Raw genomic sequence first — 15,133 nt, forward strand, 5'->3', positions numbered from 1 at the left:
TTGTAATCCATAAATTGATTGTATACACCGTAAAAGACACAAAAACGCTCCTTAATTGGGCGTTTTTGGTTTAGAAAGAACATAACTTATAAGATTTCAAAGTTAAAAGGATTAAAATCTGGACAAATCTCCAATAATTTCACTTATTTTCGGACTTATTCCTTTACTAATGTACTTAGGAATAGGATTGTATTTAAGAAAGATACGAAAAAAGAGCGTTGTATTCAACCTGCGAAATGTATGAAAATAATTCAATAGATTAGAAATTGGAATTATTTTAGTATTTTTGCTCTTGAAAAAAACATATGATTATGAGACTCTTTTTCCAATTTCTATTCACTGTATTCGTATTCAGTATGACGACATTGTCAGCTCAATCAAAGCCTGATCCAAAAACATATATTGCCTACCGCGTAACCGAAAAAATAGAAATCGATGGTAAGGACAGTGAATTATCATGGCAAAAATCGGAATACACCGATGATTTTATTGATATTGAGGGAGTTAAAATTCCACATTTCAAAACCAACGTGAAAATGCTCTATGATGATGATTATTTTTATTTCTTCGCAAAGATGGAAGAGCCTCATATTTGGGCAACTCTCAAAGAGCGTGATACAGTTATTTTTCATAATAATGATTTTGAAATTTTCTTAGATCCTGATAATGATTCACATAACTACTATGAATTTGAAGTTAACGCACTTAATACTGTTTGGGATTTATTCCTTACCAAACCGTATCGCGAAACTAATAAAGTACTGGATGGCTGGGATATCAATGGATTAAAATCCGCTGTGTACGTGAATGGTACACTCAATAACGCCTCAGATATAGATACTTTCTGGAGTGTAGAAATCGCCATCCCGTGGGCAGCAATGCGAGAAGCTCACAAGCAAAACAATATCCCTACAAACAAGTTTTGGAGAGTGAATTTTTCTCGTGTACAATGGGATTTTGACCTTACGAATGGACGATATGATAAAAAGAAAGACGCCTACGGAAAATATTTACCTGAGTACAACTGGGTATGGTCTCCACAATGGAAAATTAGTATGCATGAACCTGAATTGTGGGGCTATGTCTATTTTTCGGATAAAATAATAGGTCAAAAAGATAGTTTTGAACTACCAAAAGATGAATCTATAAAAAGATATTTATATGATTTATATCATTTTAGCAAAAAAAACTCATCTCAAAAACTCATAACCGAAACCAAAAAAGGAACGACGATTGCAAACAAAAAAATCATTCCGAAGTTCAATACAAATCCGCATTTTTGGAACATTTCCGTGGTAAGTCCATTTTCTGGAGAAACCATCGTGATTTTCCAAGATGGTAAAGTAGAGGTATTCAAAAAATAATACCTCTGAATAGATGTAGAAAATTTCATAAAAAAACAGCATCCTTTTTTAGGAGCAATTTTCTACAAACAGTCACGTTTTCTTACTTAGAGAATATGCCTTACTTGTTGCATATGTCGCTGATTGTGGTAAACCACAAACTGCAAAGTATCCCCCAAACGAAGACGCAGGAATCTGGAAATGGAAATTTTGGTCTTGCATTTAGTCAAATCTACAGTGTAGGCTTTTTGTAGTAAATCAAGGAGTTGGTTTTGCTGACGGATAAAAACCTGCAAACAATTCTTTGTAAGCCTACGCCCTTTAGGATTCATTTTAGTGGCGGTTTTCATTTTGTTGAGCCGAGGTTTGGGCTGAATAAGTTTCACAAAATAATTGCCTAAAAATCCGCTTTTGAACAGATTACAATTGCTTTTATCGGCTTTTGCTATACAAGAAGCTATTTCGGGCAGATAAAAATTTCCGTATAAGTTTAGGTGTTCGATACATTCCAAAATACTCCAAGCATCATCACTGGGGCTATGGCTGAGTTCTGTTTCGGATTTTAGTAGCAGTGCTTCTGCAAAGGTTTTATTTTCAAGCGTTATTTGGGTAAGCGTGTCTAATAATTGTTTTCTGTCCATCTTTTTTGGGGCAAAGGTCAGCAAAATGGAGGGGCTAAATCTTGATTGGCGTCAATGTTTTTTTGAGTCTGGAAAGCGTCTCTTCGGTCATTCCCAAATACACGGCGATGTGCCTGTGCGGAATTTGCTGAAAAAGTTGGGGGTTGCGTTTCAAAATTCGCTGGTAGCGTTCTCTGGGCGAGGATAAGAGCAAATTTTGTTCGCGTTCCAATTGGTCAACAAGCAGTTTTTCTAAAATTTTGGTATAAATCCACAAGTTTTCGGAAGATTTTTGTGCAAATACCATAAAATCCGACTTAGAAACCACCGCCAAACGACACCTTTTGATTGCCTGAATATACAATTTGGATTTCTGTTCTGTCATAAAAGAATCCAATGCCGTGATTACATCATTCTCGTACCCGAACCTTAGTATTTTGTCTTCATTTTCGGTAAAAAATCCGATTTTCAAACTCCCTTCTTTTACAAGATAAATATGCGTGTCTTTCGTATCGGGCGTTTTTAAAAACGCTCCTCTTGGGATTACGATTTCCTTTCCCAAGGAAAAGTTTTCCGTAAAAATCGTATCGAGATTCATTGTAAGATGTGTTTTTTAAAGTAATTTGAAATTGAAAATAACAAAACGTTTGTCAATAAATCTCAGTTTCTCTTTACAACAAAAGTTTTTCACTTTTGGTAATGACTACTTTTCGCTGTTTCTTTCTTTTTTAATGTGTTTTTTTTCGGCTGTGCGATTCCATTGTGGTTTTTATCGTAACCTTTCGCGTTATCTTTGAAAAAAAACGGCACAAAAATGAGCAGTAAAACGGAAATCGTGCCTACTATCATCACAGTAACGGCACTTTTTCTAAGTTGCTCGGGGGTAATTAGCGTATCATATTCCCACAAATCCGCTAAAAAATAAGCACCTACCGACAAGACAATCAGCACAACGATAATTCCTATAATGTATTTCATCTTTCAGGTTTTTTTAATGTTTTGTTTGAAAATGGCTATAAAGTTAAGCGTTCTGTCTGTTAGGCTTCGACTTCGCTCAGCCTGACAAAAATGAAACATCATACTTTTTAACTTACATCTTCCTTAAAATTTCTTGTTTTTTAAGCTCAAAATCTTCTGCCGTGATGATGTTTTCATCGAGCAAGATTTTCAGTTTGCGAAGCTGTTCGGCGGCATCGGCTCTTCCTTTGGCAAGCATCGAATCGGTTTGTTCGTTGAATTTCTTACCGATTTCCATACCCACGCCAAATTGTAGCCCCGCTCCGGCAAGTCCGCCCTCGTTACGCGCCGCATCACGTAAAGCACGAAGTTTTTCAAGTTCCACATAATCCAATCCTGCTTCTTTGGCGGCTTGTACATCGGCACTGATATCGGCAACACGACCGATACGCTCTTGAGTAGCCTCGTCAAATTGCGTTCCTACGATACGAAAATCGGTGAGTTCGAGCCCCAAATTTTGATATTCGCTATTGATTTCACCCTTGATTTCTTGAGCGATGTCGTGAATTTTACCATCTATTTCAATGTAGGAATATTTTTTTTCGTGAATGTTTTGGGCAATAAGCTGTGGAATACGCTCGGCAACCGTTTTGCTCATCGCTTCTGCTTCAAATTCATCGGTTTCGCCAATAATTTCGGTATAAAAATACTTAGGATTGGCAATTCTGTACGAAAAATTTCCGTTTAGCCCCAATTCCACAGGGATTTTATAAGTGGCATCAATGAATTTGATGGGATTTGGCGTTCCCCAACGCTGATTGAGAATCTGTGCCTTACGGAAAAAATAAATTTTGAGTTTATGCTCACTGTCAAAATTCTGACGCAGATTGACAAGCGTGGTGATAAACGGATGGTTGTCGGTTTTGAGGTTATAAATCCCCTCTTCTTCGATGATTTCCACCAACGTCCCTTCATACACCAACGCACAGCCCTGCGAGGGAGCAACAATGAGTTTAGAAGCGTTGATAATTTCATCGCGTTTTGACGGATATTTCCACCAAATGACACTCGGTTTCGGATTTTTCCACTCGATGACGGCGGAAAGTTGATTGCTAAAAATGTTGAGTATGCTCATAATAATTTGATTTTACCTTTGTGTTAATTTTTCTCTAAGTTCAAGTTTCTCTAATTTTCCGTTCTTTGTATTTAGCAAGAAAATATCGCGGAGTGTTATTAAATAACCATCTTTTGTTTTAGCAACAAAGTCATCTCTCACATAGTGCATATTTTTATGACTTTGTAAGCTAAGTTTCACCTCACCTGTTTGGGCATCAAGCACTTGGAAAAAGTACGGACTGCTTTCTGCCAATTCGTGTTTGAAATGGATAAGCACCTCATTATCATCATAATGGAACACTTCGGGTACAAAATATATTCTATTGGGCGTAAAATTTTTGTACTCAACGATGCGCGATTCTTTTTGGAAAGTTTCTAACTCAACTCTTTGTTCCGAAAGGTTGTAATTCCAACGCATCATCAATTCTCTATAAGGGTATCCTATTTGCGATTGTGTTTTTACTTTGAAAAGTTCGGGAAATTTATCGGTCATTTTTTCAGAAAAACCAACTCCTTTCTTGGTAAAAACAAATTTCGTAACCCCTTGTGGTGCAATCGGATTTTGGGCAATCAGCTGATCTATTTCTTTATAATTTCCATAAACCACTGCCTTATTGAGCTTGGGATAATAATAATACCCCTGTCCTAAATTATTGGTTATTTTGAGCGTGTTTTCATAAGCAACAGCCAACTCTACCCCGGCAAATCCTTTTTCAAATTCAGCCAATCCGATACTTTGTGGTGTTACTTCGTTGATACTTAATGTTTTTTCATCTAATAAAAACAGCCGATTTTTATTGATGATGATATAGGTTTTGCCTTCGTCCATTTTTTTATAAGAAACATCATCAACTTTTTCTATATCAATCGGTACGGCAGCGATTTCTTTAAAGGTTGTGGCGTGAAAAAATCCAAAAGTAGGCTTGTAGGTTTGGTTAGGATAATTCCCTGAAACGATGTCGCCCACCGCTATGGCAATGGGTTCGCCCTCTTTGTTGGCTGTGGGGATAACTGCTTCAATATACCAATAGGGCTTATTTTCTTGAACAGCAGACGGAGAGTATGTTGTTCTCGAAGGAAGTAATGGTATTGCCATCATCATCAGAAAAAACACGGCTATCCCAAGCCCTAAAAATTTGAGTGCTTTTAGATGTTTTGCGGAAAGCTGAGGTGTATCATAAGTATGCCGATGGTTGATGTTAATATCATCATTATCAATAAAAAACTCTGATTTACAGCTCTTACAGCGGTAATAATCGGTTTTGGTTTCGGTCGCTTGTGTGCTGCCACACTGCGGACATTTGATGGGTTTGATTCGTTTTGCCATTTTTGAAATTGATTTACGAACCACAAATATAGTTTTTTTATAATAAGCTACAAATGAAAGAAATAAAATTTGATTAGATAGATGATTAAAAAAATAGGAAGAAACAAATGATTTGGTTCTATTAAAAACTTCTTAGCCTTTCCTTTTAGCACTTCGAATTTTATGTTCACTCTATCAATGACAATCATCACACTTACATTTCATTTTTGAAAGTTCCACTTCAAATGTAGTATGCTGAATATGTTCATGTTGGAGAGTATGTCTTATTTCTTTTTTAAGTTGGTCAATTTCTTCAAAAGTGCTACTGTCTTCTATTACCAAATGAGCTGTAAGTGCGTTTTCCTGGCTGCTCAATGCCCAAATATGAATGTGATGCACCGAACAAACCTTGGGATGCGACTCCATAATTTGCCTTATTTTATCCACTTTTATACTTTGAGGCACACCATCAAGGATGAGTTTTACGCTTTCGGTAAGCAGATTCCAGGTGGAAACCAAAATCACCACTGCAACCACCAAACTGGTCAGCACGTCGGCAGTGTACCATCCCGTAAAATGGATAATTACTCCCGATACAATCACCCCTACGGATACCAGAGCGTCTACCAACAAATGCAGAAAAGCCCCTTTTACATTGATATCCTGTTTTTGCCCTTTGTAGAAAAGAAAAGCAGATAAAGCATTGATAATAACTCCAATAGTCGCCGTTATGATGATCATACTACCCGCCATTTCGGGGGGAGCGTCAAAACGTTCGATAGCCTCAAGGATAATTTTCACGGCAATATACACCAACAGTACCGCATTGATAAACGAAGCTAAAATAGAAGCTTTTTTGTAACCGTAAGTAAATGAATACGTAGCTGCTTTCTGAGTAAGTTTCAGTCCGAGAAGTGAAATGACCAAACTGGCAACATCGCTCAGGTTATGACTTGCGTCCGAAATAAGCGCCAAGGAATTGATTCGGAACCCCACGACGAATTCAATAATCGTGTACACTAAATTCAACCCGATACCTATATAAAAAGCTCGGTTGATGCTCTCCAAACTCGCCACGCTATGGCTGTGTCCTTCATGTGAATGTTCCATTGCGATTTCTTTTTGTTATTTTTAATTGGTTAATCTCTCGCTACAAAGATACTGCTTTTTTTATACGAAAAACTCATAAAATGAACCTTTGTAAGTTGAATGTAGCAATAGTTTTTTAACTCGTTACGAATTTGTATTTAGGAATCACTAAAAAGACAACATTATTTTACATAGAATTCTTTCATTTTTTACTATTTTTGTATTCTAAGAATCAGGATAATGGCGTGTTATATTTTTTAACATTCAATAAAGTTATAACTTTATCCTGATTGCTATTTTTATATTCAGAAATCTGACATATTTTGATAACAAAGCATCTTTTAAATAAAGACATGAAAATAACACTCATCTTGATAATAATATGCTCTTGGACTAAAGTACAAGCACAGTTCCTTGATAAATTAGCAGTAAGTGCCGAATATCGATATTTAGGACGAAATATAGCAGGATTAGGTCTAGAATATCGTGCTTCGAATAAAGATGAAGCGGTATTGAATATAGGAGCGAAAGCTTTTTATACCACAGTAAAAAGAAAAGCTAAAATATTACCTCAAATCAACATCGAATGTGGAAATTTCCTTAACGGAGGAGTTTCTATTACCCCCTATGCTATTGAACCTCAATTTATAATAAACGTATTAAACTTAATAAAATTGAATACAGGTTACGCTATCCCAATACACCAAGAAAAATATTTTAAAGGAATAACTTTTGGGTTACAAATCAACATCGCAGTTGGAAAATACTCGCGCTTTTACGATGATCTAAAGGTAGGCTTTTAGTGGGCTGTGGAAGTAGATAGATTGGAGGAATGACTAAATTCCAAACAAATACTATTATTGAGTTCCTTTCACATCTAATTTCATATCTTTGTAAGCCTAAAAACAGTGTTATGTGATACCAAAAATCTAGGTAAGTATATGTGTTTAAATAAGGTATTATAGCAATTTTTTGACAATGAAAACATGGATTCTTTTTTTAATAACTCTAAAAGCTACAATAACTATGGGACAAAATACTAATCCACTACTGTGCGACCCAAAAACAGGTGTCTGTGAGACTTCACAATCCAACCAAAAATCAGAGAGAAACCTACAAAATCACTCAAAGAAAATAGAAATCATCTATTATACCGACCCGATTTGCTCTTCCTGCTGGGGGATTGAACCCCAATTAAGAAAACTAAAACTCGAATACGGAAATGAAATAGTTATAAATTACCATATGGGTGGTTTACTCCCAGATTGGAGTTATAACAGTGGCGGTATAAGCAAACCTTCTGACGTAGCCCATCACTGGGATGAAGTAAGCCCATACTACGATATGCCTATAGACGGTGATATTTGGCTTGAAAATCCATTAGATTCTTCTTATCCTCCTTCCATTGCTTTCAAGGCTGCTCAATTACAAGATAATGACAAAGCTGTAATTTTTCTGCGTGAATTGCGTGAAATGGTTTTCTTAGAAAAGAAAAATATCACTCAATGGGAACATATTGCCACAGCAGCTCAACAAGCAGGACTTGATATTTCAAAGCTGAAATCAGATTATGAAAATCAAGGGCGGAAAGAGTTTCAAAAAGATTTAGAATTAGCAAAAAAAATAGGCATTCGCGGATTTCCTACTGTAATTTTCATAAGTGGAAACAAGCAAGAAATCGTCTACGGAGCGAGACCCTATGCTTTATTTGAAATGGCCGTGCTTAAACTCCTTCCTGATGCTACAAAACAAGAATATCACAAAGATTGGAAGTCCCTTTTTAATTATTACCCTAGTTTGACCGCTCGTGAATTTACAGAATTATCAGGTATGCCTCGTAAAGATAGTGAACAGTTACTAAATGACCTTACTCAACAGGGCATTTTAAGTAAATTAGAAACGAAAAATGGAGCCATCTGGAAAATAAAGTAGTTAGTATTTGAAATTTCTATTCATGTTTTAAAAAGTATGATGATATAAAAAATTGACAATCAGGGAATAAAGTTGTATTTTTGTTGAATGCTAATAACAATTACACTCCATTGCCCCAATTGTCAAAGCGCAAAGATAGTCAAAAATGGGAATAAAAAGAACAAAAAACAAAACTATCTTTGCAAAAGCTGTAAACATCAATTTATAGAAGACCATAATCTGACCTACAAAGGTTGGGCTTTGCATATCGTTGCGAAAATTCTCTTGCTTTTGGCAAGAAATGTAGGTATTCGTGATGTTGCTGAAATTGAGAAAGTTAACATCAAAAAAGTACTTTCGGTTTTGGTAAATTTCAATCGAGAAATCAAACCCAAACAAAACAAATACAAATCGTTACAAGTTGATGAACTTTTGACTTTTGTAGGGAAACAAGAAAAATAAAAAGTGGTTGATTTATGCTTATTCTGCTGAAACAAAGGAAATTGTAGCGTGAGTATGGGGCAAACGAAACATAAAAACAGCCCAAAAACTTCGTGAGAAATTAAAGAAATTGGGGGTTAGTTTTGATGAAACTATTTATTTTGCTACACTTTGATAAAAACATTTTTCAAATTGTTGTTTTGTAGTTATTTAGTAGTTTTATTGATAAATATTTGTATCAAAAAGTATCAATATTTTTGATACCGATTTGCTACCGAGTAAAAGCACGAGTTTATAAATTACTTTTGTCCAAGCAAAAAATATAAAATAATGGACAAAGTAAAATTTTCGGTTGTTTTTAACCGCAAAAAACAACTAAACGCACACGGCAAAGCCCTTGTACAAATTGAATGTTATTTGAATGGCAAACGCAAATATTTTTCTACTGGGATATACATAAAGCCCACCGAATGGAACGACAAAACACGCACCATTAAAAACAACGCCCCTAACTACATAGGTTTGAACAAACAAATAAAGGACAAAATAACCGCCTTTGAGAGTTACGAACTCCAAAAGATAAACGCAGGAAAGCCCTTTGCGTTGGATATGCTCCAAGAAGTGGAACGCCCCCAAATAAAATCATTTTACGAGTTTATGAGGTTGGAAATAGACACCAACCCACGCACCACCAAAGGCACAAAAGCCGACCAACGCCAAACGCTGAACCTATTACAGAAATTCAGAACCGCCCTAAATTTTGATGAAATTACTTTTGAATTTTTACACGACTTTGAAAAATGGATACGAACACAAACCTTTTCAAACGGCAAAAAATATTCTCAAAATTCTATTTTTAAGCACTTTAAGAATTTGAGAACCTTTGTAAATTTAGCAATAAACAAAGAGCATATACCATTAGAAAAATACCCATTTCGTAAGTTTAAAGTACAGCAAGAAAACAAGGAACGCACCTTTTTAACACCCTCCGAAATAGAGTTATTTGCGTCCGTTGAGGTAAAGGACAAAGCCCAAGAAGTAGCAAAAGATTTGTATTTGTTTGCCGTTTATACTGGGTTGCGATACAGCGATATAATGAACTTGCAGACCTCCGAAATAATAAAAGAAAAAGGCGTTTTTTGGATAGTGAAACGCACCCAAAAAACCAACGAACCTATAAAAATACCATTAAGCGAATTATTTAACGGCAAAGCCTTTGAAATAGTAAAGAAATACAGAAAATTGGGGAATTTGTGCGTATTTCCAAAGGTAAGCAACGGCGAACTAAACGCCCAAATAAAAACCCTTTGCGAGGGTGCAGGAATACAGAAAAACATAACCTTTCACACGGCACGGCACACCAACGCCACTTTTTTATTAAGTAAGGGAATGAGTATATTTTCCGTGCAAAAAATGTTAGGACACCGAAAAATAAGCACCACGCAAATATATACGCACTTGATAGAGGAAACCCTACTAAACGAGCTAAAAGCAATTAATTTTTAAAGACGCCACGCCCTAAATACTCCCCAACTAATGAAAAGCCCTTGCAGGAACACACTGCAGGGGCTTTTTGTGTCCCTTATTTTGGGTGCGTTTGCCCCTTATTTTTGAGTTTGTGCTGAAAAACAACGAGATACAAATAAAACCCCTTGACCCTTACCAAGTGGCAAAATGCACCTAAATACGAAAACAACGCACCGCCTTATTTTACTTTTTGCCACAAATTGAAACATTTTGACGCTTATTTTTGTACCTTTGCCCCAAGCAAAAAATATAAAAATATGGGAAAAATAACCGTAAAGCACTTTTTGAATACGAACTTAAAGCCGTATATCATTAACAAACAGAATTATTTTAGTATTTATATTTTCATTACAGCTAAAAGAAAAACCACAAAAGTAAAATCTATAATGTTTGACGAATATTATAGCGAAAGTGATTTTGATAGTATATTTAATTCTGATGATGAAAATGATTTACAAATGATTAAAGATGAAATTTCAACCTTGACGACCATAACAGAGCTAATTATGGAAGCCACAGGGGAATTTGACACTACATTTTTAGCGTCTTATTTTACATTTTCAAATACTATAAGCGTTTTTGGAGCAAATGCAGAAATTTTTGAATATAAGGAAGACAAAATTAATACATATCGTCCGATTAATGACCAAAAGAAATGGAACTTGAATTTTGGTTTAGATGAGTTATTTTTAGAAGTAGGACACAACGAAAAAGAAACATTTTTATATGAGTTTTTTTCTGAAACCAAACAAACGGAAGCCTTAAATTTTATAAAAAAAGAGAACCCCAACAGAAACGCAACAGAAATTTTAAAGGATATAAATAAAATGCTTTTTTACTCCTCAATAGAATATTTTAAATGGTACATTGAGGGGAAGAACAAAAAAAATGCACCTTTAAAAGAAAAATATTTTTTGTTATTTGAAAATAATAAATATTTGATAGCCAATGAAATAATAAAAAAATATAGTTGAAACTATATTTTTTTATATAAAATGTTTTACTAATTCAAGTAAAACATTTAACTTTGCACCATTCCAATAAAAACGAATGGTGTTTTTTATTTAACAATGTTTGACTAAAACAAGTAAAACAAAAACAGATATGCAAACCAATTTTAAGAACCTACCAAGAGGGGCAAAAAGCGAAATAGCTAAACGCACGGAGCTTTCCGTAATGACCGTAATAATGTATTTCAAAGGGCAACGAATAAAACCCAAGAACGAAGCTAAAATACTTGAAGCGTTAGAAGAAATTCTAACCGAGCAAAGAGAACGCACCAACCAAGCCAAAGAACGCATACAAGCCCTATTACAATGACCGCCCAAGCCTTGCAGGATATAAGGGGTATAACAACCAAACGCACCCACGCCCACAAAGGCGACTGCCTCAAAGTAATAGCCACACACGGCAAAGTATATATACTGGAACACCCCAACGGCGAACGATTTAGCACCACCGCCGACAAAGTGCAAATACTTGAAAATTAAAGTATAACAAGCAAAAAATATAAATAATGATAAAAAAAGTAATAAAAAAACTTGCAAAAAGTGAAAATATAACTACTTTTGCAGTGCGATACATAACCAAAGGCGTGAAATACCGCCAATCATTCAGAAAGGCGTTTTTTTATGCCCTTTCTGAACTTAAATATACGGCTCAATACCCCCGTATAGTGTCTGTAATGGACACTATTACTTACCGCCTTTGGTATGTATCGCAACGGGAAAGGTTGAGCCGTTTTTTTATTTTCAACCCTCACAATATCAAACAATTTTTTTTCAAAATGCGATTAAGAAAAAACCTTTGTTTGTATGGTACGGCGTACCCCACAAACACGCACGGCAAAGGCGAAATTTTGCACTCTTTCACAAAGGCGACCGCCTTTATTTTCCTACTTGTTTTATCGTTTATGTTACACACCTGCACGGCGGGGCGTGTGGCTTTGTCTCACTTTCAAAACAGCAGTTTATGAGAAATATTTTTTACCTCCGAAAAGTGCATATACTCAACCACAATGCAGAATATACGCACACCGCAAAAGAATTTTATGTATTGAATTACAGAGTATTAACCCTTAAAAGCAAAACCAAATGAAGCAAGAATACTACCAGCAAAGCATAACCAACGAAATAGAAGAAATGCAACAGCACCAAAGCAATTTATTTGCCCTATTGGAAACCCAAACCGATACACTGACCAATGAAGAAAAAGAGGCGTTTTACAAGCGTTTGGATTTTGAAAGACAAATGATAAAATCAAAAGCGGACGGCGTTTTAATCAATTCAAAACTAATGCAAAGCGAATTAGATTTACAACAAAGCACCCAAGAAGCCCAAGCCCAAGAAAGCAAGTTACAAGCCTTGCAGGAAGCCCAAAAAACCGCCTTTGCTATTTCCGATTTTCCAAGTTTTGAAGTAACCAAATACAGCAATACGAATGTATCCAAATACGCAAAATTGGAGTTTCAAAGCTACACCGACCTAATTAGCAAAATCACGAATATTATAGAGGTTTGTCGTACTTGCTGATGGTTTGCCAATTTCCTAAAAACGAAAAATCGTACGTATTTACGCGGTTGTTTTGTACATTTTCGGCGAAAGCCTTAAAATCATTAAATCCGATGTAGCGACAAAAAATATCTTTGGTTTGGGGCGAAATGTTACTTCCGTTTTGGATTAATTTCCAAAATCGCCTGATGGTTTGGGAGCTAATCTGCTCTCGGATTTCCTCGCTAATTCTATCGGAAAGCAACTCACTATCGGGTTTGTCTTTGATGGATTTTCCAAATATTTTCTCTACTTCTTTGCGTAAAATGAGGTCTAAATCTGCGTTTGGCATTGGCTTGTTGGTTTTATTTTGCAAAAGTATTCAATTTGTGGTATTGTACCGAATTGAACCTGAAAAAGATAACGCCTCTACTTATTTTTGCACATAATTTTTAAAAACAAACAAAAATGAAGAAATTTTTTATGTTGGCTTTGGTAGCCGTAGCTTCGTTGGTAGCTTCTTGTGAGAAAAATAGTGATGACACTCAAACGGAAAATGTTCGTCTTGTAGGTACTTGGAAATGTGTTAAAAAAGAAAATGTAAAAGACGGAATACGAATTAACCCACAAAATGTAATAGACGATGGTTGTACAAAATATGTTTTTACCGACAAGGTATTGACTTATTTTTTCGTAAATCCAGAACCAGAAGTAAATGGAGAAGGCGAATGTATTAATCAGGAGCTATTATACAGAATAGAAAATGGTAGAATTTATAATGGATATTATGAAGAAGGTGAGTATATAGAGAATGATTTTGGATTCAAATTTATAGATGATGATACTTTTGAGGAATTTGAGGATACAACTGATGGAAAAAATGGTGTAATATCTACCTACAAACGCGTTAAGTAATTGGGTATTATTATTTCAGTTGTTTTTATTATACTCTTTATCATATTCATACACTATCAAAGGGCGAGGTAAGTAGGTAAAATCTATATCGTTTTTTAGGAATATTCATACTTTAAACAATATGACACTATGGAATCTGAAAAATATTTTAAAAATTTATCTAATAAAGAATTAGACTCTTTGTATGCTGTATTAGTTCGTCATCCAGAAAGTACAGAGAATATGCGTCAAGCAAAAGAGATTGAAAAAATTATGCTTGATAGATATGAAACTTGTCATAATATTAAAATTGGCTTTAAAAACAATAATAAACTAAAACCTACCGAATTGAACCCCAAAAATACCTGATTATTCCCTACCTTTGCACAGAATTTCAAACCGATACGCTTCCGACCCCAAACGGGAGCGTTCGCGTTGGCTAACGAGAGCATACCTATTGACCAACGGAAGCGTACGCATTGAGAGGCATTAGCCAAGTCGCAGCAGTGTTGGGCAAATGTAAGGGCGACCCGAGCATAGCGAATAGGCAAAGCAATTGCAATACGCCCCTACAACAACAATAAAATATTTTAACTAACTTTAAATAATACTTACTTATGAACGAAATTAAGCTAAACGACATTTTACAAATTCCTATCGAAGATTTAAAAAGAACAAAAATTCGTCTTATCATAATGGTTGATAAAAATTGGAATCCGATAGAAATGTTTCAAGATAAGAAAACAGAATCTTTATTAGAAGGTCAATATTGGAATTATTCAAAAAATGTTTATCAAGAAGGCGAAATCACCATCGGGCTTGTGCGAATAAAAGATGATAAATGGTTGTTGTTCCACATTGGAAAGGTTACTAAAAAATTAGATATTTACGATGGTGTCGGATACGAGTACGAGGATTTAAAAGAATATCAAAAATATGTAGGACGATTAATTGTAGAATACAAAAACACAAGTCAGACATTGGTTCGCCGGGCGGAATCTATCATTAATGATTGTAAAGTTTCTCAAATATTGCCCGATATTTTTAATGAAGAAATTTTCCCAGGTTACGACAAGGTAAATCTTTCTTGGAAAGAATTGTCAAAAGTTGTGGAAAAAGAGGTTTGGAAAACGGCTTTGGAAAATCAAAAAGGCGTGTATCTCATCACCGATGTTTCCAACAATAAACGCTATGTTGGCAGTGCCTATGGAAGTCAAATGCTTTTAGGGCGTTGGAAAAATTATGTAGAAAATGGACACGGAGGAAATAAAGGTTTATTAAATTTGGATTTTGACCACATCAAAGAAAATTTCCGCTATTCTATTTTGGATATTTTCAAATCGACCATCGATGACGAGGTTATTATTCAAAGAGAGCAATGGTGGAAAAGGGTTTTACTATCGCAACAAGAAGAATTTGGTTACAATAAAAATTAATGAC

20 protein-coding genes are annotated in these 15,133 nt (G+C 35.2%); 13 read left to right on the top strand and 7 right to left on the bottom strand.

The features are described from left to right. The first annotated feature begins 311 nt into the window (after positions 1–311). Positions 312–1,364, top strand: a complete 1,053-nt coding sequence (locus ACF3OB_RS05000) for a carbohydrate-binding family 9-like protein (RefSeq protein ID WP_095912259.1) — start codon at positions 312–314, stop codon at positions 1,362–1,364. 86 nt (positions 1,365–1,450) lie between these two features. On the opposite strand, the gene ACF3OB_RS05005 is transcribed toward ACF3OB_RS05000, so the two are convergent. The 6 genes from ACF3OB_RS05005 to ACF3OB_RS05030 form a co-directional block, all read right to left on the bottom strand. Further along, positions 1,451–1,984, bottom strand: a complete 534-nt coding sequence (locus ACF3OB_RS05005; protein ID WP_392448609.1) for a DinB family protein — start codon at positions 1,982–1,984, stop codon at positions 1,451–1,453. 34 nt (positions 1,985–2,018) lie between these two features. After that, entirely contained in the window at positions 2,019–2,561 is a 543-nt protein-coding gene (locus tag ACF3OB_RS05010) for a Crp/Fnr family transcriptional regulator (RefSeq protein WP_392448611.1), read from the bottom strand. Between the two features lie 89 nt (positions 2,562–2,650). Then, a complete protein-coding gene (locus ACF3OB_RS05015; RefSeq protein WP_392448613.1) occupies positions 2,651–2,941 on the bottom strand; it encodes an outer membrane assembly protein in 291 nt (96 codons plus the stop codon). 112 nt (positions 2,942–3,053) lie between these two features. Next, positions 3,054–4,055, bottom strand: a complete 1,002-nt coding sequence (locus ACF3OB_RS05020) for an SPFH domain-containing protein (protein WP_095912256.1) — start codon at positions 4,053–4,055, stop codon at positions 3,054–3,056. Positions 4,056–4,067: 12 nt separating this feature from the next. After that, positions 4,068–5,363: a hypothetical protein gene (locus ACF3OB_RS05025; protein WP_172918500.1), complete on the bottom strand. Its 1,296-nt coding sequence runs from the start codon at positions 5,361–5,363 to the stop codon at positions 4,068–4,070. 174 nt (positions 5,364–5,537) lie between these two features. Next, positions 5,538–6,452, bottom strand: a complete 915-nt coding sequence (locus ACF3OB_RS05030; RefSeq protein WP_042348330.1) for a cation diffusion facilitator family transporter — start codon at positions 6,450–6,452, stop codon at positions 5,538–5,540. Positions 6,453–6,784: 332 nt separating this feature from the next. Between ACF3OB_RS05030 and ACF3OB_RS05035 the strand changes: the two genes are divergently transcribed. The 9 genes from ACF3OB_RS05035 to ACF3OB_RS05075 all read left to right on the top strand — a co-directional run bounded on the left by ACF3OB_RS05035 (position 6,785) and on the right by ACF3OB_RS05075 (position 12,841). Beyond that, positions 6,785–7,234, top strand: coding sequence for a hypothetical protein (locus ACF3OB_RS05035; RefSeq protein WP_042005363.1), 450 nt, complete (start codon positions 6,785–6,787; stop codon positions 7,232–7,234). Positions 7,235–7,457: 223 nt separating this feature from the next. Beyond that, positions 7,458–8,363 carry a DsbA family protein gene (locus ACF3OB_RS05040; protein ID WP_392448615.1) on the top strand — a complete coding sequence of 302 codons (906 nt, stop codon included), beginning with the start codon at positions 7,458–7,460 and terminating at the stop codon, positions 8,361–8,363. A gap of 87 nt (positions 8,364–8,450) precedes the next feature. Next, positions 8,451–8,804 carry an IS1 family transposase gene (locus tag ACF3OB_RS05045; RefSeq protein ID WP_392448617.1) on the top strand — a complete coding sequence of 118 codons (354 nt, stop codon included), beginning with the start codon at positions 8,451–8,453 and terminating at the stop codon, positions 8,802–8,804. A gap of 309 nt (positions 8,805–9,113) precedes the next feature. Continuing rightward, the gene (locus tag ACF3OB_RS05050) at positions 9,114–10,289 is read left to right on the top strand and encodes a tyrosine-type recombinase/integrase (protein WP_392448619.1); all 1,176 of its coding nucleotides are present in this window, start codon (positions 9,114–9,116) and stop codon (positions 10,287–10,289) included. Positions 10,290–10,567: 278 nt separating this feature from the next. Then, positions 10,568–11,284 carry a hypothetical protein gene (locus tag ACF3OB_RS05055; RefSeq protein ID WP_392448621.1) on the top strand — a complete coding sequence of 239 codons (717 nt, stop codon included), beginning with the start codon at positions 10,568–10,570 and terminating at the stop codon, positions 11,282–11,284. A gap of 130 nt (positions 11,285–11,414) precedes the next feature. After that, a complete protein-coding gene (locus ACF3OB_RS05060; RefSeq protein WP_392448623.1) occupies positions 11,415–11,630 on the top strand; it encodes a hypothetical protein in 216 nt (71 codons plus the stop codon). Then, complete coding sequence (locus tag ACF3OB_RS05065) at positions 11,627–11,800, top strand: hypothetical protein (RefSeq protein WP_392448625.1); 174 nt, start codon at positions 11,627–11,629, stop codon at positions 11,798–11,800. The genes ACF3OB_RS05060 and ACF3OB_RS05065 overlap by 4 nt, the downstream gene beginning before the upstream one ends. Positions 11,801–11,826: 26 nt before the next feature. Then, on the top strand, positions 11,827–12,285 hold the full coding sequence (locus ACF3OB_RS05070) for a hypothetical protein (protein ID WP_392448627.1): 459 nt from the start codon (positions 11,827–11,829) through the stop codon (positions 12,283–12,285). Between the two features lie 118 nt (positions 12,286–12,403). Beyond that, positions 12,404–12,841, top strand: a complete 438-nt coding sequence (locus ACF3OB_RS05075; protein WP_392448628.1) for a hypothetical protein — start codon at positions 12,404–12,406, stop codon at positions 12,839–12,841. Here ACF3OB_RS05075 and ACF3OB_RS05080 read toward each other — a convergent pair. Then, positions 12,816–13,151 carry a hypothetical protein gene (locus ACF3OB_RS05080; RefSeq protein WP_042008876.1) on the bottom strand — a complete coding sequence of 112 codons (336 nt, stop codon included), beginning with the start codon at positions 13,149–13,151 and terminating at the stop codon, positions 12,816–12,818. The two genes, ACF3OB_RS05075 and ACF3OB_RS05080, sit on opposite strands and share 26 nt — an antisense overlap. 116 nt (positions 13,152–13,267) lie before the next feature. On the opposite strand from ACF3OB_RS05080, the gene ACF3OB_RS05085 reads away from it, so the two are divergent. The 3 genes from ACF3OB_RS05085 to ACF3OB_RS05095 all read left to right on the top strand — a co-directional run bounded on the left by ACF3OB_RS05085 (position 13,268) and on the right by ACF3OB_RS05095 (position 15,129). Further along, positions 13,268–13,714, top strand: a complete 447-nt coding sequence (locus tag ACF3OB_RS05085) for a hypothetical protein (RefSeq protein ID WP_042008874.1) — start codon at positions 13,268–13,270, stop codon at positions 13,712–13,714. Between the two features lie 129 nt (positions 13,715–13,843). Next, positions 13,844–14,062 carry a hypothetical protein gene (locus ACF3OB_RS05090; protein ID WP_042008871.1) on the top strand — a complete coding sequence of 73 codons (219 nt, stop codon included), beginning with the start codon at positions 13,844–13,846 and terminating at the stop codon, positions 14,060–14,062. Positions 14,063–14,310: 248 nt separating this feature from the next. Next, positions 14,311–15,129, top strand: a complete 819-nt coding sequence (locus tag ACF3OB_RS05095) for a GIY-YIG nuclease family protein (protein WP_392448631.1) — start codon at positions 14,311–14,313, stop codon at positions 15,127–15,129. The last annotated feature ends 4 nt before the right edge of the window (positions 15,130–15,133 follow it).

Origin of the sequence: Capnocytophaga canis, from assembly GCF_043187445.1 — a bacterium.
Taxonomy (GTDB): Bacteria; Bacteroidota; Bacteroidia; order Flavobacteriales; family Flavobacteriaceae; genus Capnocytophaga; species Capnocytophaga canis.